The organism is Paenibacillus sp. Y916 (genome assembly GCF_056786435.1).
The window spans coordinates 56,703-78,748 of the sequence record NZ_JBXCJA010000014.1 but is presented as its reverse complement, the minus strand read 5'-3'; the positions used below and the strand labels follow the sequence as shown (position 1 = coordinate 78,748).

20 protein-coding genes are annotated in these 22,046 nt (G+C 40.9%); 8 read left to right on the top strand and 12 right to left on the bottom strand.

Annotated elements, in window-relative coordinates; genetic code table 11:
* Nucleotides 1-46: 46 nt before the first annotated feature.
* A complete protein-coding gene (locus tag AC1TO9_RS21550) occupies nt 47-3,670 on the bottom strand; it encodes a DNA polymerase III subunit alpha (protein ID WP_482054379.1) in 3,624 nt (1,207 codons plus the stop codon).
* 176 nt (nt 3,671-3,846) lie between these two features.
* Here AC1TO9_RS21550 and AC1TO9_RS21545 point away from each other — a divergent pair, with 176 nt between their 5' ends.
* From AC1TO9_RS21545 to AC1TO9_RS21535, 3 genes are all read left to right on the top strand, one after another.
* On the top strand, nt 3,847-4,173 hold the full coding sequence (locus AC1TO9_RS21545) for a YtrH family sporulation protein (RefSeq protein ID WP_482054380.1): 327 nt from the start codon (nt 3,847-3,849) through the stop codon (nt 4,171-4,173).
* A 2-nt stretch (nt 4,174-4,175) separates the two neighbouring features.
* On the top strand, nt 4,176-4,655 hold the full coding sequence (locus AC1TO9_RS21540) for a sporulation membrane protein YtrI (protein WP_482054381.1): 480 nt from the start codon (nt 4,176-4,178) through the stop codon (nt 4,653-4,655).
* 61 nt (nt 4,656-4,716) lie between these two features.
* On the top strand, nt 4,717-5,028 hold the full coding sequence (locus tag AC1TO9_RS21535) for a YtpI family protein (protein WP_482054382.1): 312 nt from the start codon (nt 4,717-4,719) through the stop codon (nt 5,026-5,028).
* A gap of 26 nt (nt 5,029-5,054) precedes the next feature.
* Here the strand turns inward: AC1TO9_RS21535 and AC1TO9_RS21530 are convergent, their stop codons facing one another.
* The 3 genes from AC1TO9_RS21530 to AC1TO9_RS21520 all read right to left on the bottom strand — a co-directional run bounded on the left by AC1TO9_RS21530 (nt 5,055) and on the right by AC1TO9_RS21520 (nt 7,775).
* Complete coding sequence (locus tag AC1TO9_RS21530; protein WP_482054383.1) at nt 5,055-6,389, bottom strand: DRTGG domain-containing protein; 1,335 nt, start codon at nt 6,387-6,389, stop codon at nt 5,055-5,057.
* Between the two features lie 664 nt (nt 6,390-7,053).
* Nucleotides 7,054-7,338 carry a hypothetical protein gene (locus tag AC1TO9_RS21525; RefSeq protein ID WP_482054384.1) on the bottom strand — a complete coding sequence of 95 codons (285 nt, stop codon included), beginning with the start codon at nt 7,336-7,338 and terminating at the stop codon, nt 7,054-7,056.
* An 89-nt stretch (nt 7,339-7,427) separates the two neighbouring features.
* Nucleotides 7,428-7,775: a YlbF family regulator gene (locus AC1TO9_RS21520; protein WP_482060479.1), complete on the bottom strand. Its 348-nt coding sequence runs from the start codon at nt 7,773-7,775 to the stop codon at nt 7,428-7,430.
* Between the two features lie 147 nt (nt 7,776-7,922).
* Here AC1TO9_RS21520 and AC1TO9_RS21515 point away from each other — a divergent pair, with 147 nt between their 5' ends.
* From AC1TO9_RS21515 to AC1TO9_RS21495, 5 genes are read left to right on the top strand one after another with little or no spacing between them, the layout of a single operon-like run.
* Complete coding sequence (locus tag AC1TO9_RS21515; RefSeq protein ID WP_482054386.1) at nt 7,923-9,290, top strand: YheC/YheD family endospore coat-associated protein; 1,368 nt, start codon at nt 7,923-7,925, stop codon at nt 9,288-9,290.
* 13 nt (nt 9,291-9,303) lie between these two features.
* Nucleotides 9,304-10,428, top strand: coding sequence for a YheC/YheD family endospore coat-associated protein (locus tag AC1TO9_RS21510; protein WP_482060478.1), 1,125 nt, complete (start codon nt 9,304-9,306; stop codon nt 10,426-10,428).
* Nucleotides 10,425-11,801 carry a YheC/YheD family endospore coat-associated protein gene (locus AC1TO9_RS21505; RefSeq protein ID WP_482054388.1) on the top strand — a complete coding sequence of 459 codons (1,377 nt, stop codon included), beginning with the start codon at nt 10,425-10,427 and terminating at the stop codon, nt 11,799-11,801. The genes AC1TO9_RS21510 and AC1TO9_RS21505 overlap by 4 nt, the downstream gene beginning before the upstream one ends.
* Complete coding sequence (locus AC1TO9_RS21500; protein WP_482060477.1) at nt 11,798-12,916, top strand: YheC/YheD family endospore coat-associated protein; 1,119 nt, start codon at nt 11,798-11,800, stop codon at nt 12,914-12,916. The genes AC1TO9_RS21505 and AC1TO9_RS21500 overlap by 4 nt, the downstream gene beginning before the upstream one ends.
* A gap of 14 nt (nt 12,917-12,930) precedes the next feature.
* Nucleotides 12,931-14,055, top strand: a complete 1,125-nt coding sequence (locus tag AC1TO9_RS21495; protein WP_482060476.1) for a YheC/YheD family endospore coat-associated protein — start codon at nt 12,931-12,933, stop codon at nt 14,053-14,055.
* A 392-nt stretch (nt 14,056-14,447) separates the two neighbouring features.
* On the opposite strand, the gene AC1TO9_RS21490 is transcribed toward AC1TO9_RS21495, so the two are convergent.
* The 8 genes from AC1TO9_RS21490 to AC1TO9_RS21455 all read right to left on the bottom strand — a co-directional run bounded on the left by AC1TO9_RS21490 (nt 14,448) and on the right by AC1TO9_RS21455 (nt 21,949).
* Nucleotides 14,448-15,017, bottom strand: coding sequence for a manganese catalase family protein (locus AC1TO9_RS21490; RefSeq protein WP_482054391.1), 570 nt, complete (start codon nt 15,015-15,017; stop codon nt 14,448-14,450).
* Nucleotides 15,018-15,042: 25 nt separating this feature from the next.
* Nucleotides 15,043-15,315 carry a spore coat protein CotJB gene (locus tag AC1TO9_RS21485; protein WP_482054392.1) on the bottom strand — a complete coding sequence of 91 codons (273 nt, stop codon included), beginning with the start codon at nt 15,313-15,315 and terminating at the stop codon, nt 15,043-15,045.
* The gene (locus tag AC1TO9_RS21480; protein ID WP_482054393.1) at nt 15,315-15,536 is read right to left on the bottom strand and encodes a spore coat associated protein CotJA; all 222 of its coding nucleotides are present in this window, start codon (nt 15,534-15,536) and stop codon (nt 15,315-15,317) included. Before AC1TO9_RS21480 ends, AC1TO9_RS21485 begins: the two co-directional genes overlap by 1 nt.
* Before the next feature lie 176 nt (nt 15,537-15,712).
* Nucleotides 15,713-17,065 (bottom strand): hemolysin family protein, encoded by a 1,353-nt coding sequence (locus tag AC1TO9_RS21475; RefSeq protein ID WP_482054394.1) that lies wholly within the window; start codon nt 17,063-17,065, stop codon nt 15,713-15,715.
* Between the two features lie 16 nt (nt 17,066-17,081).
* Nucleotides 17,082-18,218, bottom strand: coding sequence for a radical SAM/CxCxxxxC motif protein YfkAB (yfkAB, locus tag AC1TO9_RS21470; protein WP_482054395.1), 1,137 nt, complete (start codon nt 18,216-18,218; stop codon nt 17,082-17,084).
* Between the two features lie 196 nt (nt 18,219-18,414).
* A complete protein-coding gene (locus AC1TO9_RS21465; protein WP_482054396.1) occupies nt 18,415-19,530 on the bottom strand; it encodes an HD-GYP domain-containing protein in 1,116 nt (371 codons plus the stop codon).
* A gap of 89 nt (nt 19,531-19,619) precedes the next feature.
* Entirely contained in the window at nt 19,620-20,450 is an 831-nt protein-coding gene (locus AC1TO9_RS21460; RefSeq protein WP_482054397.1) for an undecaprenyl-diphosphate phosphatase, read from the bottom strand.
* Between the two features lie 59 nt (nt 20,451-20,509).
* Nucleotides 20,510-21,949 (bottom strand): bifunctional metallophosphatase/5'-nucleotidase, encoded by a 1,440-nt coding sequence (locus AC1TO9_RS21455; RefSeq protein WP_482060501.1) that lies wholly within the window; start codon nt 21,947-21,949, stop codon nt 20,510-20,512.
* Nucleotides 21,950-22,046: the final 97 nt, after the last annotated feature.

Below are 22,046 nucleotides of genomic sequence, written 5' to 3'. Positions count from 1 at the left end.
CTTTTTAACCGCAAGAAATAGTATTGGATATAATTGGCTCTCACAATTATTTCATTCGTACTGTACCTTCACCTAACATTTGTTCCATCACCTTAAACAGCTCTGGGGACGGTTTAATTCGATATTTATCACTTAATGCAAGCAACTTCTGACTTTGTTCATAAAAGAGTACCGTCGCAACCGTACCCGGATGCATCTGAAGCAACTTTTTCAATCCAGTCAATAGCTGTGCATTCTCCGCATGATGACCAATCTTTACGAATACACGTTGTTCAGTCGTAGGCTTCGAGTTTTCTTCGATAACCTTCGGCTCACTCGAAATTTCATGTTGACCTACCTTCGCCCCTGTATTCGAGGTTCGCCCCTGTGAAGCAGTCTTCCCTAATGGTTGCTCACTCCCTTTCAGAACGACGCTGTTACGTTTCACTAACTGCACTAACCCTTTACTATCTAGAGGTACAACTTCCTCCGCAAGCAATTTAAATCCTTCATCTTGTTGTTGCACTCTAGCTCTTAGACCAAGTAAAGCACCCTTCTCAATCCATGCAGAACTACGTCTCCACACTTCAGGAAATAAGACAACCTCACAGCGCTCAATCTGATCTTCACACTCTATGAATGCCATAGCCTTTCCTTGCTTAGTCGTTATTGTCTTAATGGAAACAACCATCCCAACAACAACTGTCCGCGTGTCATCTGGTAGTTCACTAAGATCCATTAGACGGTCAACCATCGTCATCTGATCTAACAATTCATCATAATCGTCAAGTGGATGTCCAGACAAATATAATCCGAGTAATTCGCGTTCCAGTTCAAGCTGCTGTCCTGCGGTAAATGGCGTTATATCAGGATAAGCAATATCCCAATTCGCACTCTCTACGAAATCAAACATTTGAATCTGCAAATCATCGCGCTCCTTGCGCCACTTCACTGCAGCATCAACGATTTCATCTAACATAGCTAACACTTGAGCACGATGTCCAGGTAAGGAATCAAAGGCCCCCGCCTGGATGAGTGATTCAATAACTCTTTTGTTACATACCCTTAGGTCAATTCGTCTGCAGAAATCAAGAAGACTCTCGAAGGGCTTGTCTTGCCTCATAAGAAGAATATTCTCCACCGCTTGGGTACCTACGTTCTTCACTGCGCCTAACCCGAACCGGATATGATCAGAACCTAACTTATCAGTAGGACTGTCTCCCTCTCCCATTGCTGGAACAGGTGTGAAGAGCACGCCACTTTCATTAACGTCAGGAGATAACACACCGATGTCCATCCTCCGACATTCAAGCACATACTCAGCTACTTTCCGATGATTCCCCATCACAGCTGTCAACATCGAGGCCATGAACTGAGCAGGGTAATGAGCTTTTAGATAAGCCGTCTGGAATGCAAGTACTCCGTAGGCTACAGCATGCGCTCGTGGAAATCCATAATCAGCGAAACGCACAATCATATCGTAGACCCGATTAGCTTCTTCTCCGGTATAACCCTGTTTCATACTTCCATCTACGAAATGACTTCTTTCTCGGTCCAGCACTTCCCGCTTCTTTTTCGAAACAGCACGACGCAGTAGATCTGATTCACCTAGTGAGAATCCTGCCATCGTGGATGCAATCTTCATAATCTGTTCTTGATACACAATGATGCCATATGTATCTTTCAAGATCGGCTCCAAGTCTGCATGTGGATATTCCACTTCCAACAGACCATGCTTCGCTTGAATATATTTCGGGATAAACTCCATCGGACCTGGGCGATATAGAGCAAGAACGGAAATAATATCTTCAAATGTTGAAGGCTTCATCTCCTTCAATACTCGTCTCATACCGGCTGATTCTAACTGGAACACACCCGTTGTATCTCCATGTCCAAGCATGGCATACGTCTGTAAATCATCATCTGAGATATGATCGAAATTCGGAGTATTCCCCGTCATTTCACCAATCCATTTCATCGAACGTTCAATGATCGAAAGAGTTCTAAGTCCTAGAAAGTCCATCTTCAGCAAACCGATACTCTCCAGAATCTCCATCGAATACTGCGTGAGCGCTGTCTTCTCACTACCTTCTTGTAAAGGTACAACATCTGTTAGAGGATCACGTGAAATAACGACACCTGCCGCATGTGTAGACGAATGTCGCGGCATTCCCTCTACCTTCATTGCCATGTCCAGCATCTCTCTCGTCTTACCACTAGCATCGTACAATTTCTTTAGATCAGCACTTACTTCCATCGCTCTGTCAATACGAATACCAAGTTGATTAGGAATTAGCTTAGCCGCTTTATCCACATCCCCAAAGGGTATATTCAGTGCCCTTCCGACATCCCTAACCGCAGCTCGCGCAGCCATCGTACCAAAAGTGATAATCTGAGCTACATGCTCTCGACCATATTTATCTACCACATACTCAATCACTTCATCTCGCCGCTCGTCACTGAAATCGATATCTATATCTGGCATCGTCACCCGTTCTGGATTCAAGAATCGTTCAAAGAGCAAATGGTACTTCATAGGATCCACATTCGTGATCTTCAGCACGTAGGCTACAATACTTCCAGCAGAAGATCCACGACCAGGCCCTGTTGCAATCCCATTCTTATGCGAGAACGCAATGAAATCCCACACGATAAGGAAGTAATCAGCAAATCCCATGCTGCCAATGACTCCAAGCTCATAGGAAAGTCTTTCTTCTATCTCTCGTCTACCATCTGCATTCTGCCATCTGTCTGACTTCTCATAACGCGCTATAAGCCCTTCTGAACATAACGCATGTAAATATTGCTCCGAGCTCATCCCTTCGGGTAGTGGGCTATACTGTGGCAGTATTGAACGATCAAATTCAAGCTCGAGCTGACATTTGTCAGCAATAAGATTCGTATTCTCCAAAGCCTCTTTAACATGAGGAAATAAGCGGGCCATTTCCTCCCCACTTTTGAAATATAACTGGTCTGTCGGAATTCGTAGTCTTTGCTCATCATCTACGGTCTTTCCTGTTCCGATACAGATAAGAACATCCTGCATCTCGGCATCCTCATGCTTTAAATAATGTACATCATTAGTCGCCACTAAGGAAATACCTGTCTCTTTGCTAAGCTCGAGCAACTGAGGATTGACCCTCTTCTGTTCTGATATCCCATGGTCCTGAAGTTCTAAATAGAAATCATCACCAAATATATCTTTGTAGCGAAGCGCTGCTTTGCGCGCCTCTTCGTAACGACCATGTAGTAATTGTTGTGGCACTTCGCCACCTAAGCATGCACTAAGACATATAATTCCTTCATTGTAATTTCGAAGTGCATCCAAATCTATCCGTGGTTTATAGTGAAAGCCCTCCAAATGTCCAATAGAGCATAGCTTCATCAGATTTCGATAGCCTATCTCGTTCTTAGCTAACAGTATTAAATGATAGATCGGCTGATCCTTTCGACTACCTCTCTCTTTACGAGAACCCGAGGTGAAATAAACTTCACAGCCTATAATGGGCTTGATACCTTTACTTTTACACGCCTTATAGAACGGAACTGCACCGTACATAACCCCGTGATCAGTAAGAGCCAACGACTTCATTCCTAAATCAGCAGCCTGTTGCACGAGATCCGTAATACGTGCGGCTCCGTCCAGGAGGCTAAATTCACTATGAACATGTAGATGTACAAATGAAGCCATGTTCGCCCTCCCTTTCATCGCTAGTTCAATATTTTTTTAAAAGACTTTCTCTTATTTTATCATATTCCTATAGGGAACGCCCATAGAATGGGTAACAGCAAGTATAAACGATATTTATATTGAAATAAAAAGGACAAGCGCTATACGAACCATTGTTCAAGAGAGGGGACGGGTTTATGAGTACTTTTTTATCAAAAGCGATTTTAGACTTCTTCATCGCCTTCGGTATTGTGCTCGGGGGTGCCTTGGTTGGAGGCATGGGGGCTGTCATTTCCTTACAACCTCCCACTCAAACTATGCTTGATATTGCTGATCGAATTAAGATTTGGGCATTAGCAGCGGCTGTAGGTGGAACGATCGATCCTATGCGCGTCATCGAAAGCAACTTCTTCATCGGTAATCTATCACCTGCAATCAAACAGATTCTCTTTCTTCTATTCGCTTTTCTAGGTGCTCACGCCGGCAGCGAATTAGTCAAATGGATATGCAACGGTAGGCGATAACGATGCGAATCCCTCCAACTCTTATGTTTCGTTCAAAACTAACTGCTTTTCTCGTACTTGGAATAGTCATTGGTAGTATCCTATATAATGCTATTTTTCATGCGAGCTATAATCAGCTTTGGCTTGAGAATCAAGACTTACTTATACAGAAGAAGCAATTCGAAGAGGATAACAAAACATTAAAAAAATATAGTACTCAGCAGACGGTGATCAAAGAAATAAAGATACGTGCTGAGCAACAAGACCCCCCTCTCGATTCCTTGATTGTGAAGGAGATCTTACTTAAAGTTGGAAAAGATGTAGAGGTGTTACGTGGTAGAAGTGTGTATGAGATCGACACCGATAGTAAACTAACTAGAGCACTTCTCGATCGTAAATCCTACTTTGTTCGTGAGAAAGATTACGTCATTCAGATCAAAACGATGCTACTCGCAGATAGTGTGTTGCAAATATGGATTAGTATTAGTATTCCTGTCCGTTAGTCTCTCATTTATGGTACAATACAAGCAAAATTATCATTTGTTAAGGAGTGAATAGAAGGTAATGATTTCTATAATTAAGACTATTCTCATGATATTATTGGTCGCAACATGCATTACTTCAGCATATTACAGCCTACGTTCACACCGTTCCTCTGATCCAATCGATCGCGGACTCTTTGGCGCTATTACCAATATATTGATGGGATTCATGCTCATCATATTATCCATCACCTTTATGTTTGTATTCCAGGGATCTACACCCGCAGTCATTGTAGAGGCATTATTCATGGTCCTCGGTGTATTCAATTTATTCGCAGGCATACGGAATCGCAAACATTATGTGCAGCAGAAATCCAAAGCTCAACCTATCTAAGTAAGAGTACCTGTTCAAAAATAATTTTAGCCATGTTCAATCGATTGAAGCGTCATGACGCCTTTACAGACTAATGTGTCATCATGAGACATTTCAATTTCTATTTTGCATGTTCTCCGACTCATCTCTAATAACTTAGAAACGATAACAATCTGATCTTCTATCTGAACCGGTCGCAAGAAATAAGTAGACATATTATCTAACACATAATCATTTCCCGAAATATCTTTCGTGTATTTAAATGCGGCTTGGGTCATCACTGTAGCTAATACGCCTTCCGAAATAGTACCCAGGTCAGTCGCCATTTGAGGAGTAATAAAGCCGTGGAAATACAATCGTCCTTCCTGATCCCGCTCCTCAGCAATTCCATTCCAGATTAATTGATCAAACGTCTCACCTAGCTGCGAATGCTGCTGCGCATCTCTCATCGCTTGTAGAACTTCCTTACGTCTAATGGTTGTGATCAGCTTCCGATTGCGATCGACAACAGGTAAGAAATCAATCCCTTCCCACATCATTAGTTGTGCTGCGGATGCAAGAGATGTCTGCAAACTAGTTGTAATAGGATTTCGAATGAGTACCTTTTCGATCGATTGCCCTTCCGTTAAGCATTCAATATCCCTCAGGTTCACGATACCGATCACCCTATTCCATTCATCTGTGACTGCATACCTCTCTTCTCCAACTTGCTTAGCAAGTGCTCTCCATTCCTCGGGAGTACTTGATATTTTGAGGGCGCTAATTTTGGGTTTATTGACCACAATATCTTCAACAATCATTATTTTCTTCTTTATTATTCTATCAAAAATAGCTCTATTTATCATTGAAGCAACAGTAAATGTATCATGACGTGAAGAGAAAATAGGTAGATTGAGCTGATCAGCTAATACCTTTACTTCACGGCTAATTCCGAATCCTCCAGTTATGAGTACACCCGCCCCCTGCTTAAGTGCCAGCAAATGTGCATTGTCACGGTTTCCAACAATTAAAAGACTCCCTGCGTCTATATACTTTGCCATCGCATCAATCTTCATCGCACCAATAACATACTTGTGAAGATTTTTATGAAGTCCATCTGCTCCACCTAACATTTGGCCTTCTACAATTTCCACCACATCAGAAAAGGTTAACTGTTCAGATATGTTACGTGGCTTTTTCTCAACCCGAATGGTACCTATCCTTTCCTTAGTAATAACTATTCCGAGATTCTCAGCTTCCTTCACGGCACGATAAGCGGTTCCCTCGCTGACCCCCATTTCTTTAGCCAGTTTACGTACCGATATCTTCGTTCCTACCTTTAATCTCTCAATGTATTGGAGCAACTGTTCATGTTTCGTGATCGTATCGTCTCGACTCTCCAACTGTTACACCCCCGCACTATAATCTGTACTATTCTGTACCTATTATATCATGCATCGTGAACTATGAAAAATGAAGAAATAAGCAGTTTCTATGGTAGGTTCATCAAATAGCTACATAACATGTATCTATTAGGTCGGAAAGGGCGAAAGGTGAGGAAATAGATGTAAAAGTGGTAGTTAAAAGTAGGAAAATGGGGAAAATCCGAGTTTTCGAGGAAATTAGATGTCATTCGTGCACCTATTTTTGCTAGCCAACCTGTTCCGCTAATTTAAGTGTTGTTTAGACACTTATTCGCCGGCGGTAGACTTTCTAACCTTTCTAACGGAAGCCAGAGACCTTATTCCACGAAAAAACACTGAAATGAAAATTTAACGGAAATACAGACCTCTATATGCGTATTAACAGCTCAAATCCCAAGAAAAAGGCCAAATAAGGTCACTCACTTCCGTTAGAATTCCAAAAGTGACGATTTAGGCAGAATAGAGGCTGCTATTTCTGTTAGGAATTGTACGCGGTTACTCTCCATGATGCCACTACACGAGGTGTTTCCCATAGAAAATTATACTTTCTCTTTTGTTAAAATAACGGGGTTGTCCAAAGCCATTTCAATGACTTTGGACAACCCCGCTCTATTAAATACTTAGTATTATTAGCGCATAACAACTACATACTCTCGTTTCTCTCGGTCTCTTGTGACCACTTCATTTGCCATTGTTGAAACTTAGCTTGTCTTATCCGCTCAAGTGCTTTCTTCTTCTCTTCATCTACGCCGAGAATAACATGCCAATGGGCAGCAATGACTAGGAATGCGAATAAAACCCACACTACTCCGAACGCAGATATCCAAACATCCCCACTACTGAACGTAATCATAGGTAAAGCATACAATAACATCGCTAAAGCAAGTAGCATGTACAGGACATGCACGAACTTTCTTCCCTTCTTCATCCATATGCAACTCCTTCATTTCTAAATCTATATATCTAGTCTATGAAGATAGCAAATACAATATGAATAGAATTTAAGAGAAGCTGATATTATATATTTGATCCGCCATATAAATGCTGAAGGCTATCTGTAATAATCTTGTTCACATCTTCAATAATAACGCTCAACCGACGTTCTGCTTCAAATAAACGACGGATATTTAAGTTCAAGCTAAGCACTTCGAACTCCTTCTCCATTTTCTCCATTTCTTCTGGAGCAGGCATCTCACCAGTCATCATCTGTTGCTGAAGTTCCATTTGACGCTTACGGAAATCTTCAAGCATGTCTTTCCCTTCTGGATCCTTGTCAATCAAACTCATAGCCGAATTGATCTCCTGTACCTCTTGGCTATCCTTAAGTGCTTTTGCTAAATCATGGGCCTTGTCATAAATGTTCATTATTTGTTCCTCCTTTAAAATTACTCTCCAATTCTGAGAAATGGTCAATCACCAAGGGATATATGTCCTCATATGATGAATTACATGCAATATGCACAGTCCAAATATGACTTATGACATCAAGTTGTTGTTGGAAGGAGACTCACGATGTCCACAAAAAAGATATCGATCCAACTATTCAAACCAGGCATTGTGCAGGCGAACGCAATCATGTTGGGTGAGAGGTTAATCAAACTGTGGAAAATACCCACAGATCGCCCTTTACAATTGGTATTCGGTTCCTTTAAACAGGAGATTATCGTCATCTCGATACCAAAGTATAGCGGCCTACGAATCAGTGCAGCGTTATCTAAGCAAATGGGGTTATCATCTCGACCGGTTTTAAGAATCAATTATCATGCTGGGAGCCGAACGCTACGATTAGGTCCGCTCATCGGTATCATGATCAGTCGTGATTTCCCGAATACGCCTAATAACCCCTTTGGTTCTATCTCAATGTTCTGTCGTGAGCTAGTCAATGCCTGCCAAAAGCAAGGAGCATATGTTTACTTCTTCACCCCAAATCATATCACATCCAATTCCAGCAGCATGGAAGGCTGGTCTTATGATGATGGCTGGCGCATGACTCAAATGCCAATCCCTGATGTCGTGAACAATCGTCTGACTTCGCGAAAATTGGAGAATAAACCAAGCGTACAGCATTTTATGAGGGAAGTAAAATCCTTACATGGTGGTCACATTTTCAACGAAAAATTTCTAGACAAAACCGAAGTTTTCGATGCATTAAAAAAAGAGTCAAATCTCAAACGCTACATGCCTGAATCTTATTTATTAAATGGATATAATATTCTGAAGAAAATGTGTACGCAGTATCCAGTCGTGTTTCTCAAACCCGTTAGAGGCAGTCTAGGTAAGGGTATTATACGTGTCTCTAAGCAATCTGACGGTACATTCCAAACATTATCCACTACATTAGGCGGTACTCACAAAAATGTGTATCCCACTCTTCCTAAGCTATTCAATAGTATTTCAGGGAAAATGAAAAGCACACGTTATCAAATTCAACAAGGATTAACTCTGATTGACCATGGTAAACACCCAGTAGACTTTCGTGCATTAGTACAAAAAAATGGTAGCGGCCAATGGAGTATTACATCTATTGTGGCACGCATAGCTGGAGGAAATCACTTTGTATCCAATTTAGCTAGGGGTGGCAGCCTTAGCCATGTGAAAGAAGCTGTTATGAAAAGCAATATGCCACTGACCGCCAAAAATTCAGCTCACGCGAATCTGAAATTAGCCGCTATGCAAATAGCTAAAAGTCTTGATAACAGCATACCTGCCCATTTTGGTGAGTTGGGAATTGACCTAGCCATGGATACTTCAGGGCGTATCTGGCTGCTCGAAGTCAATTCTAAGCCTTCCAAAAATGATAATACACCACTTAATGAACAAAAAGTTCGACCATCTGTCAAACAACTCATACAATATTGTTGTTTTTTATCTGGATTTTAAGGAGCTGTTAATCATGACTCCTCAACACATTGGTTCACTTGGCATTCTATGTAGCGACAGATCAGGACACCAGCCTTTCTCAGAACAACATTACTGCCGTCGCTTAAGTCAGGCAGGTGCCAAATACGGATTATCCGTCGTTGTCTTGATCCCTGGGACGATGAAACTTTTTCATCATCAAGTGAGTGGCTATGTTTATGGGAGTGGAGGTTGGAAGAAAGTCATTGTTCCTATCCCTGATTTGTTATACGATCGTTGCTTTCATAAACAAGGAACAGAAAAAAGAATGATATCTAAGCTACTTACCTTATCTGGAACACAGAATCAATCGCTATTGTGGGCCAGAGGATTACCTGGGAAATGGCAAGTATACAACAAGTTGAAAGCTAGCTCTACTTTAATTCCCTATCTTCCACCCACCACTTATTACTCAGGTCCTAAATCTCTGATCACCTGCTTAGAATCGTATCAAGGCCAGGTGTTTCTAAAGCCACAAGCAGGTTCACAAGGGAAACGAACTCTACATGTACAAATATCCCCTGGTAAAGACAGATTAATGATTAGAGGGCGCGATCGCTATAATAAAGAACTTATCCAAATCTTTGATCATGTCACTGAAGCCCTAGCATGGATTCACCAATTCATTCATCATCGTCCATATATCATTCAGCCTTATTTACATTTATCCAATAAACAAGGTCATCCTTTTGATATACGAGCACTCATGCAAAAAAATGGTGCAGGACGATGGATGCTCACAGGCATGGCAGTACGACAAGGCCAACTTGGCGGAGTCACTTCCAATCTACACGGAGGTGGGACGGCTAGACCAGTCCCTCCATTCTTGGATCGGGAATATGGAGCGACTTTAGCTGAGCATATCATGACTATTCTTCATAAACTGTCGAATGATATTCCGCCAATCCTTGAGAGCAATTTCGGTCGATTGGGTGAGCTTGGTATCGATTTCGGTATCGATCCAAAAGGAAATGTTTGGATTATTGAAGCCAACTCTAAACCAGGTCGCTCCTCTTTTGAACACGTCGAGGATCAGACAATCGCAATTCTCGCTACTGAGAATCCAATCCGCTACGCTCGTTATTTATTGCTTCGACAACTTAGGAGGGTAAATTCATGAGTTTGACTTTTTGCAATGTCCACTTTTCACAACAACCCGAGAAAGTCGTCTACATTTCAAATAATTTAATGAAAAGCCTCAAACTCTCCAACAAAAAAAGTATACAGCTTCGCTTGGGGAAAGAGGTTGTTCCTGCACGCGTCAGATCTATAAAGAAAGATGGTAACCATCTCTATTTAGGATCTGGAATTCGAAATGTTATTCACATCCCCAAATCAGGGGGAGTATTTCTTCGTAATCTTCAAGAAAACGAATTTCAACTTGGACCCTTAATTGGTATTCTTTCGGACGGACCTAGCAACTCAATCACGCGACCTTTTAGTTCTAGAACAGGTTTCATCAAACAACTGCTTAGGGAAGGAAGTAAGAAAGCCTATGTTTTTGCATTCACTCCTAAAGATATTAATTGGCAGCAGGAGACCGTTCGCGGATACTTTCTTTCAGATGCTGGCGTGTTCACCCGTAAAACGGTCCCCCTTCCGGATGTGGTCTACAATAGACTACCGAGTCGTAAGGCAGAAACCTCAGCATCCATCAGCCAATTGAGAGATCGTTTCGGTCGCAAAAGAATTCCTTTCTTTAACTGGAGCTTTTTTAATAAATCAGACATATATACTCTTCTTGAAAATGATAATACAGTTAACCGTTACGTTCCTGAATCCCATATGAACCCAAGTACTGAGATGTTGAAAGATATGTTGCAGCGTCATCAATTTGTATATTACAAACCTTCCGGTGGGAGTCTGGGTAATGGAATCTATCGGATTACTTATTTACCCAAACGTGGCTATTTCGTACGCTATCGCAAGAACAAAGAAAATGTTCTCCTTCGTTTCAGTAATTTCAATAGTCTCATGCGTATGCTGAACTCAAAACATGGTCGAATACTACAAGGTTATGTTATTCAACAAGGGATTCGTTTAATAGAGATCGACAATTGTCCTATTGATTTCCGTTTCCACATGCATAAAAACGGTAATAACCAATGGGTTGTTGTCGGCATTGGTGCCAAAAAGGCTGGTCGGGGTAGCGTGACCACACATTTGAAAAGTGGTGGCTCTCTCTTGACTCCGGAACAGGCACTAAGCCGTAGCTTTGGGTCACGTTCAGACGAAGTGCTCAAGCAAGCAAAACAAGTTGCTATAGCGCTTGCCGAGGCTATTGAATTCCACCATCAACATCTGCTTGGTGAAATTGGATTCGATATAGGAATTGATCAAGATGAGAAGATTTGGATGTTCGAAGCGAACGCTAAACCAGGTAGATCCATATTCCATCATCCGTCACTAAAGAATGAAGGGAAAGCCTCGATCGAGCATATCTTGGAGCATTGTCTGTATCTCAGTAAGTTTCGTAGGAGGATAAGCCAGTGAACAGCCGGAATTCTGAAGATATTAAACCGGTTGTTGCCATACTGACCATGCCCGATTCCATAAGAGGTTTCCGGGGCAATCATGCTAATTTTATGGATATCGTCCGGACAGGGAAAGAAATGGGCTTCCCTGTCTATGTGGTTACACTGCGTGATTTAAAGTTAACCTCACCCACAGTTAAAGGATATACACTAAAGGCCAATAACAAAGATTGGGAGGCACAACAGTTCCCCCTACCACAGGTCATCTACAACCGAATTCCTATGCGTGAAGATGAGGAGAAGCCTTGGGTACAAAGTAAAATAAAAAGCTATTTAGAGCATCCGAGTATTCATTTCTACAATCCTTATTTCTTTAATAAATGGGATCTATTCGAATGGCTCAAGGTTTCTAAGTCCACTGATTATTTAGTGCCCAAGACGAAACGCTTAGTTGGAGAGGTATCACTTTCCAGTATTATTGATAAACAACCCTATTTATATTTGAAACCTGAAAGCGGAAAAGCTGGTAAGGGCATTATGATGTTGAAAATCCAAAAAGAAAAATCATTGCCATATAGGCTAAAAATCCAAAATAGTAGATCAAGTATCACCTATAAAACGGCTAGCATGAGAAGGCTCTGGGTTCGTCTTAAGAAAGAAACAGGTAGTTCTCCTTATATTGTTCAGCAGGGAATCCAACTGGCAACGGTAGATAATCGCCCCTTCGATTTACGAATTTTGCTACAAAAGACAGGCAAAGGTCAATGGGGAGTTACAGGTGTTGGAGCTAGAATGGCTGGATTAAAAAGTATAACGACTCATGTGCCGCGTGGTGGAACGATTGAAAGTCCTACTAAACTGATCTCTACACTCTTTGGATCGGATATGTCGTCTATGAAAATAAGTCAAATAAAAACAACTGCTCTCATTATTGCTCGGCAGATTGAAAGAGCATCTCAATTCAACCTTGGAGAAATGTCCATGGATCTCGGACTCGACCGCTTCGGAAAAGTCTGGTTCTTCGAAGCGAACGCACGGCCAATGAAATTTGATGAATCACATATTCGCAAAAAATCATTAGAACGGATATTTGAATACAGCCAATATCTCATACGTCATAACAAACACCACTGAGGAGGTGAATCGATATGGCACTTCCCGTCTTAGGTATTCTGACACTTTACCTCAATGACCGAAAACAACTTGAAGAACGAATGATTTATCAAAAAATGATTATCGAGGGAAGAAAACTTGGACTTGACATCTTCGTATTCACCCCAATGGATGTAAGAAATCAGAAGATCATGGCTATGGAATATGATCCATCAAAAAAAAAGTGGACCCGCCGATTACGTGAATTCCCCGATATGATCTATGATCGCTGTCGAATTCAAAAAGGCATTCGTTTTGAACAGCTACTGTCCTTCCGAAAAAAATATGGGCATCACCTTTTTCTGAATCGTCCGCTTCGTAACAAGTGGACGATTCACGAAATACTTTCTAATAAGGAAAGCTTCCGCCTACACTTACCAGAAACGAAGCTAGTAAACCAATTATCCGATATTAAACGAATGCTTAAAAGTAAATCTGTCATCTACTTAAAGCCGATTAATGGAACGGGTGGACGTGGAATTCTTCGTATTGAGCAGATGAAGAATAGTAAGCATCAATATTATATTCAAGGACGCAATCAACAACGTAAAATAATTACACCACAAAGAATACATGCCGCAACTTTAGGAGGCATTCTAAGAACTTGGAATATTAATAACTGTTATATTGTACAGGAAGGGATTCCAGTAATACTACCTAATGGACGCGTACATGACTATCGTATGCTGGTACAGAAAAACCGGGAAGGTCATTGGGAGCTAACTGGAATCGTTGGCAGAGTGGGGGCTATGAGAAGTGTCACCTCTAATCTCCATGGCGGGGGGCAAGCCATCCCAATGGATACCTTACTCCCACAGTGGATTACCAATAAAGAAACCCAGGAACATGTCAAGAAAACATCAGTAAAGTTAGGGCTTGAAACCGCGGCCTATCTAGAAAAGTCCTATGGGGCTTTATGCGAACTAGCTCTTGATTTAGCCATCAACAAAAAAGGTGAGGTCTTCCTTCTAGAGGTTAACCCCAAACCGGCAAGGGAAGTATTCGCAAGAAGTGGTCAAAGGGATATTTATCGTCAATCTATCGTAAAACCCTTAGAGTATGCTCTTTGGGTTTACCGAACAAAAGTAAATCGCGTGCAAGTAGAGGTAAAAGAGCGATGATTACAACAAAGAGGGCCCGGATATAACATCTCGGGGCCTTTTCTTTGTCCAATACTTAGTCTCTATCATTCAGCTTATTTCCTCTGAAGCTAACTTTAGTTGCATGGAGTACATCTAGATTACTGGAAACTCCACTTTTCCGCGTTATCGCCATTTTTAACTGCAATTTAGACAACTAACTCTCTCTTCCACCACTTTTCCTGCTAATTAAATGCAGTTTATGCATCTGCTCTAGTCCCACCTTTATGCGTAGAGCGGGAAGTCCTCCAAGAAATTTATACTTTCTTAATATGTCAAAAAGAAGCTGATGCCATATCATTATTGGCACCAGCTTCTAAATTAATTCGTTATTTAATCGGACCTGATCAGCCTAATTTTATCCGTCTCTGTCCTTAAAATACCTTCTGCTGCTCCCGATCCCCCTTAATCATCTCAACCGCTTCCTTAAACCGTAATGAATGCACAATTTCACGCTCTCGTAAATACTTCAAGCTATCCTGAAGATCAACATCATCGGTCATGTCAATTAGCCACTGGTATGTAGCCCGTGCTTTCTCTTCAGCAGCAATGTCTTCATACAGATCAGCTAATGGGTCACCCTTCGCTTGAATGTAAGCCGCGGTGAATGGAACTCCACTGGCGTTCTCATAGAACAGTGCACTATCATGAGCGGCGTAATGGGCACCGAGTCCCGCGGCTTTAAGTTGATCCACAGTCGCATCCTTAGTTAGTTTATATATCATCGTCGCGATCATCTCAAGGTGAGCGAATTCTTCTGTTCCAATATCCGTCAATAGACCAATAACCTTTTCGGGTATCGTATAACGTTGATTTAAATAACGAAGCGCTGCCGCCAACTCGCCATCTGCACCACCATATTGTTCAGACAAGTATTTGGCCATTTGGGGATCACACTTACTAACCCTTACAGGATATTGTAACTTTTTCTCATAAACCCACATAAATAAACCTCACCTCCGCTAGATTCTATACTTGCCAAGGCCAAGGGGACTGTGACCATTGCCATGGAAACTTTGAAAAAGCATGACCGAAATTCATAAGAGGTCCGTATACTTCTTGGAATTGCTTCGCAAGCCGCATTCTTTCTTGGGAAAGCTGGTTGTATTGTTGAATGCTTTGTAGATCCTCAGGATGCGTATCGAGAAATAGGTTTAGCTCTACAAGCGCAAAATCTACAATTTGCAGTTCTTCAAGCCATTCATAAAATTGTTGATCACATGCTACAGGTGTTCCCTCCATCAAGAAGCCCCCCCTTGTGATTGTCCAGAAGTATATGGGCTATAAAGTGCAGGCCAGAGCGTCCCCCGTCTCAACGCTTCCGGAAGGCTGAACTGCGGCCAACCCGTTGGTTGGAAATTAATAAATTGATTAGGTGGTACTACATATGTCCTACAGAGCAAGGGTGGACAAGGATCAAATGGTCCAACAAATGGTGTGTAACTGCGTATTTGTGAGTTCAATAAAAGTCTCCTCCTTTAGATTCATATTAATTATCTTGATCATCTCTTAGTAAATAGCATATGACACCAGCCTAGAAAATGAACTAAAATATAATAAAAAAGTGCCTAAGCTTGACCGAAGATCTATCTTCAGTCAAGCCTAGGCGCTCATATAGAACCGATGATCAAACCATATCTCATGACAGATCTTCTTCTAATTGTTCCTTCATGTTCTCCTGATGATCCACTCGCTGTATCATAACTCTCGTAATACGCAATCGGGTTGATTCCTCGACTTGAAATATAAAATTTCCTACCTGTACTTTTTCACCTTTGGTAGGACTACCTTCAAGTTCTTTAAACAACCATCCACCAATAGTATCTACCTCATCATCCTCAATCACAACACCCGTAAGATCATGTACGGCCTCAATCAGCATCCTACCTTCAACGGAAATAGAGTCCCCATCAACCTCAACACTTTCACGTTCATCCTCAAACTCATCATACAATTCCCCTACAATCTCCTCGAGGATTTCTTCGGCAGTCAACATCCCTGCCGTTCCTCCATACTCGTCTACAACAAGTGTCAATTGCGAATGCTTCTTCTGCATCAGACGAAGCACATGACTTATCTCCATAGACTCAGGGACATTTAAAATCGGACGAACCATGGATGTGAAGTCCTCTTGTTGCTCCTTATCTGCAAGTAGAAGATCTGTAATATGAATAAATCCTAAAATTTGATCTTTATCTTCCAATGCAACAGGATATCGCGAATGCTTGGTCTCACTTATGATCTTGATGTTATCTTCAAAAGATAAATTTGCATACAAGCAGACCATATCTGTTCGAGGCAACATGACCTCACGTGCTAATAGATCTGAGAACTCAAAAATATTGTCCATTAGCTTCATTTCGTCTTTATCAATCACACCACTTCGAGCACTTTGACTCATCAGGATTCGAATTTCCTCTTCCGAGTGAGCCGCTTCTGACTCACTTGCTGGTTGAATCCCAATCATACGCAGAAGAGCATTTGCAGTAGCATTCAACACCCAGATTACAGGAAAGAATACTTTATAAAAGAAGATCAGGGGTGCGGAAAGTGCGAGTGCCGTTCCTTCCGTTCTCTGAATAGCAATCGACTTCGGTGCTAATTCTCCCAATACGATGTGTAAGAACGTTATCATACTAAATCCTACTGTAACTCCTACTGTTGTGATCAGTGCCTGATCTGTAACACCTAATTTAAACATGATTGGCTTAACAAGAAGCTCTGAAATAGCTGGTTCTCCTATCCAACCAAGCCCCAATGATGTCAAAGTAATCCCTAACTGAGTTGCTGATAAGTATGAATCGAGTTTGTTATTTACTTTAAGAGCGAACCCAGCTAATTTATTCCCTTCACTGACCAATTGTGTAATACGTGTTTGACGCATCTTCACAAGTGAGAACTCCGCCGCAACGAACACTCCATTTAACAATACAAGAAGCAATACTAGAGCTATATTCACAATAAGTTGCCCAATTGCAAACTCAGTAGGCAATATGAATCCCCCATTTCTATAGACTGTTCGCTGTTCTTTGTTTAAAGTCCACGTCTTTATAGTACATATCTGCCACAAGAAGATTAGGCCCACAGCAACTTACGGCATCACAATGACAATTTATCTTTTGATTCAAAGGATGACCATTCACCCATTTATCGAAAACGTCATCAAGCGCTTCGTTTTTAATATTACCAAACGGCGGGATTTCTGCAAAATCAGTGACATAGACATCACCGGAGAATAAATTCACATTGACCCTATTTCGACCATCCGGATCATTTCGAACCGTTACATTCTTTGATTCTTTTAAACGACGAAGAAGATTCATATCCTCCTCAGAATGACTACATGCATAGAATGGAAGTGTCCCGAACAACATCCATATATTCTCATCGCGCGTATCAAGTACAAGGGATATAGCTTTACGCATATCATCTAAAGATAATACAGGTAAGCTTGAGGCAAAATTCGATGCATACATTGGATGTACTTCATGACGTTGACAGCCCATTTCAACAATCAGTTGATGAATCTTATCCAAGTTCGTATGTGTTCGATAATTAATCATAGATTCAGCTGATATATACATCCCTGCATCACTAAGCACACGAGTATTCTCGATCATCGTATCATATAGACGATACGCAGCCGCCTTGCTTACAGGACGTGCGCTATTCGCAAAACCAATCTCATGAAAATCATCACCATTCAAGTAGTTGAATGACATATGCATAACATCTAGATAGGGGAGTAGCTTCTCATAGCGATCCATCCCCATCGTCAAATTAGAGTTTATCTGGGTTTTGATCCCACGATCTTTAGCATATTTCAGTAGAGGTACGATAATTTCATCAACGGTCTGCTTACGAAATAGAGGTTCTCCGCCTGTCATGCTTATCGTTTCTAGATGCTCCACCTCGTCTAATCTTCTTAACATTATATCCAATGATAAGGAATCCGACTCTTTCATAACAAGCATATCACCCACTGCGCAATGTTCGCAGCGCATATTACATAAGTGGGTAACTGTCATCTCTACGCTAGTCAGGACATGTCTACCATGCTTCCGAAGTGAATTTATAGGTTCCCATGGATCATAACTTGGTGATATCTGTTGTAATTGTGCTTTCTTCGCATTGTCTGTAATCATATTTACCACCTTATTTCATTTAATAATTAATATCATATCATGAAGAGTAGTTCACCGTATTCATACATTACCTTACTTCTCATCACAAAAAAACCGCGTAATATCAATTGTCCAACGATAACGAAACACATCATACTGTTCCATTATCGTAAGGATCTTCTCAATATCGCGATTTCACCGATTTCTTCATTACGGTTCATTGTACTACCAATTCCGTTGCTTCCAACCCTTCAACATGTGTAATGACAGTAGACAGAACTTTTGTTAAGTCGAGATCATAAGGGGCCCTCAATACTTCCCCATTACAGCCAGTCATAACACGAACGACCGGTCGTTGTGGCATCATAGGATGTATCTTGCAAATAACACCAGATTCACCTGTACTCAATCTAACACTCAACCCTGGTGGATATATAGCTACCTTATCACGGAATATTTCCAACTTATGCTGATCAAACAGTGTACCAGAACCCGTATACAGCACTTCCATAGCCTGATGAGGAAGCATCGCAGGCTTATATACCCGGTGCGATGTCATCGCGTCAAATGAGTCCGCCATTCCCAAATATTGCGCGAACTCATGTATTTCAGAACCTTTAAGCCCACGGGGATACCCTGTACCATTTAATCGTTCATGATGTTGTAACGCACAGTGAGCAGCGAGTAATGGAATATCGGATTCCGCTTTTAATATTTGATATCCAATATTCGTATGATTCTGCATCTGTTTGAATTCATCATCATCAAGTTTACCAGGTTTCATCAAGACTTTAACAGGAATCTGAGTTTTCCCTATGTCATGTAAAAGTGATCCTATTCCCAATACCTTCAGCTGATCTTGAGTCATCCCACTAGCAGCACCAAGTATTAAGGTATATATACATACATTTAAAGAATGTTTATATAAGAAATGATCCGTAGTATTCATATCCATAAGCATAATCATTGGTAACTCTTGGCTTCCGAGATCTTCTAGAATAGAATCCATCACCGCAGAGAACTCTCTACCTAAATGACGGTATCCTCCTGTGATAGGAGCGGAATTTGAGGTTTCCGATATTCTTTGAAAGTTTGAAGTAATCGCACGCATTGCTTTACGACGTGTCTCCTCGTGTAGAACATCGGGGATAATGATGTCCTCAGTCCACTTATCTTGAATATATACGTATCCAATATCTATTTCTTTCAATCTACGAATCAGCTTATCCGTTAACTCTACACCTTCTGCCAATAGAGTAACGCCTTCCATACTGAATATCTTTTTACCTATTTTCATTCCATTTTGAAGCATCGGTACAGGTACTAGTCGCAATGTGTATCCTCCTACATGAAGAATCGTCCTGACAATCTAATCTCGGTAGTTATAATTGAATCCATTCAAGAATATACACTTCATTGAGATTAATTCAATATAAATATCCAGAATATAGCTGCAAGTATAAATCGGTAAATAGCAAAATGAGTAAGACTAATTCGCTGTATTAGTTTCATAAAAGCTAATACTACGAAATATGCAACAATAAATGATATTAAAAAGCCTATAACAAAGGCACCAATAGTCTCTCTATTAAAATATCGGTATGAATCAAGTAATTCATAACCCGAAGCAGCACACATGATTGGAATGGCTATCAAAAAGGAGAAATCTGCAGATGCTTTATAACTAACTCCACTCAACATTCCGCCTGAGATCGTGGAACCTGAACGAGAGAATCCCGGCCATAGAACAGATATAATCTGGTAAATCCCGATCATGAATGCCTGTTTGTAAGTCAAATCGTCCAGCTCATGAGCAGTTATAGTCAACTTGGATTTATTGAACCATTCTGCAAAAATCATAAATATACCACCAGCTACCAATGCCCATACCACCGTATTAGCGTTAAATAAGCTTTTGATAAAATCCCTTGCAAAAAAAGCGACAATGAGTGCAGGTGTAATCCCCAAAATAACATGAATTAAATCTAATCTCTTACTTGACTGCATCCCATTAGACGATGCCTTTGGCTTATTATTCAATCCGATAAGGCTTAATAAGCGTTTCCAGTATACTATAGCGATGGCAAGGATGGCACCCAATTGAATTACAATTTCAAATGTTTTCATAATATCTGATTGATCGTTGTAGCCCATTAATTTAGCTGTTAAAATCATGTGACCGGTTGAAGAGACAGGTATGAACTCCGTGATCCCTTCTACAATCGCAAGAATAATTGCCGTAATAATATCCATAATACCCTCCCAATTTGGTTTCCATTGAACTGACTATTGTTATGTGTTGTTGGTAGTTTTTATACTAACTTATTCCATCTTACTACATGACTTTCATTAAAACTACCTGGTCTTTGAAGCTCATCACTTAATAGATCTCTCAGAAATTCTGGTAAAATAAACTTTATTTCGCTGCCTGTAGCTATTCTGTCATAACCTACTCCAAAAATAAACATGTCTATAGTACCTACTCTGTAGTCCTGATCCTCCGACAACGGGTACCCATTTATATAAATATTGGTAATTCTATCAAAGGGATCCTTATTGGGATCATAGAAAATATCTGCACCATCTATCGCAATACTACCTAACACTTTTCCGCGAAATCCGTAGCCCATGATTTTCTTTTCTTTATACTCAGATAGTAGACTTTGTTCGAATGTATATCGTATGTCGCTTCCCTTTAATTTGAGGGTACATGGATTAATCGGGGAAGGACATAATCCGTGTAGCATACCTACCGTAATATTACCTGTCGGTAGAGATCCTAACAATTGGCCTGTATTAACCATCGATAGTTCACTTTTTGTAAACTGACGTATTGATTGGGCAAGTAGATTTCCAAAAGCGGTCTCTTGATCACCTTCATTTAATGGCAATATATGATCTGATACTATAACGGTACGTTGCAGAGCCTTCACCGCTTGAATACGATGAATATCCAATGCCATAGTCACATCTGTATCCTTTTGAAGAGGGTCCACGGACAGACATCCCCCCCACACCACTCCAAATGTACCATCTGGTTTTCGTTCCATAATCACTTTTCCCACATACTGACCGAACTTACCAGCTCCACAAATACTAGTATCTCCGATAAGCAAGGGTTCCTCCAGTAGGTGGTGAGTGTGTCCACCAAGTATAATATCTATTCCTTTTATATTGGAGGCTAGTTCACGATCAGCAGCAATCCCTAGATGAGAAAGAACAATAAGCACATCCACTTGCGGTCTTAATGAAGCGATCTGCTCCTGCAACATTTGTTCAGGATGAAGTGCTTCCCAACCCATCAATCTATAGAACTCATCAAAAGCAGCGGTAACTCCAACAATTCCAACCTTAATATCACCTTTTGATATGATGATCTGTTCCTTCATCCAGTCAGGGCAAAGTCCACTTTTCACTTCCCGAATGTTACAACAGACGACAGGACACAACAATCCGCTATAGGCTTTCTCTAACAAATCTGGTGTAAAGGTAAGACCCTCATTATTACCGATCGTAATCGCATCATAGTTTGTGAGATTTATAATATCCGTATTCGCTTGCCCCATACTTCCTTCTGTTTCTACTGCAGTACGGTCCATATGGTCTCCAATATCCAATAGAAGAAGGGGCGTGTCTGAGGCAATATCTCTTTCCTTGGATACGAGTGCGGCAATCGAACTTACCATTTCAAAATGGCTATGAATATCATTCGTATGTAATATCGTTAACCTTTCATTGTGAATGGGTCGTATGATATGGATCCCCTCCTACTTTCACTTCATTAAAATTCCATTTCCAATCATACCATTTACTACAAATTTGTGGTACATCCATTTAGATTATGCTACC

What these genes read in the sequence shown, in the direction of transcription:
- AC1TO9_RS21550 (WP_482054379.1), bottom strand. Translation starts at nt 3,670, where the DNA reads ATGGCTTCATTTGTACATCTACATGTTCATAGTGAATTTAGCCTCCTG.
- AC1TO9_RS21545 (WP_482054380.1), top strand. Translation starts at nt 3,847, where the DNA reads ATGAGTACTTTTTTATCAAAAGCGATTTTAGACTTCTTCATCGCCTTC.
- AC1TO9_RS21540 (WP_482054381.1), top strand. Translation starts at nt 4,176, where the DNA reads ATGCGAATCCCTCCAACTCTTATGTTTCGTTCAAAACTAACTGCTTTT.
- AC1TO9_RS21535 (WP_482054382.1), top strand. Translation starts at nt 4,717, where the DNA reads ATGATTTCTATAATTAAGACTATTCTCATGATATTATTGGTCGCAACA.
- AC1TO9_RS21525 (WP_482054384.1), bottom strand. Translation starts at nt 7,338, where the DNA reads ATGAAGAAGGGAAGAAAGTTCGTGCATGTCCTGTACATGCTACTTGCT.
- AC1TO9_RS21520 (WP_482060479.1), bottom strand. Translation starts at nt 7,775, where the DNA reads ATGAACATTTATGACAAGGCCCATGATTTAGCAAAAGCACTTAAGGAT.
- AC1TO9_RS21515 (WP_482054386.1), top strand. Translation starts at nt 7,923, where the DNA reads ATGTCCACAAAAAAGATATCGATCCAACTATTCAAACCAGGCATTGTG.
- AC1TO9_RS21510 (WP_482060478.1), top strand. Translation starts at nt 9,304, where the DNA reads ATGACTCCTCAACACATTGGTTCACTTGGCATTCTATGTAGCGACAGA.
- AC1TO9_RS21505 (WP_482054388.1), top strand. Translation starts at nt 10,425, where the DNA reads ATGAGTTTGACTTTTTGCAATGTCCACTTTTCACAACAACCCGAGAAA.
- AC1TO9_RS21495 (WP_482060476.1), top strand. Translation starts at nt 12,931, where the DNA reads ATGGCACTTCCCGTCTTAGGTATTCTGACACTTTACCTCAATGACCGA.
- AC1TO9_RS21490 (WP_482054391.1), bottom strand. Translation starts at nt 15,017, where the DNA reads ATGTGGGTTTATGAGAAAAAGTTACAATATCCTGTAAGGGTTAGTAAG.
- AC1TO9_RS21485 (WP_482054392.1), bottom strand. Translation starts at nt 15,315, where the DNA reads ATGGAGGGAACACCTGTAGCATGTGATCAACAATTTTATGAATGGCTT.
- yfkAB (WP_482054395.1), bottom strand. Translation starts at nt 18,218, where the DNA reads ATGATTACAGACAATGCGAAGAAAGCACAATTACAACAGATATCACCA.
- AC1TO9_RS21460 (WP_482054397.1), bottom strand. Translation starts at nt 20,450, where the DNA reads ATGGATATTATTACGGCAATTATTCTTGCGATTGTAGAAGGGATCACG.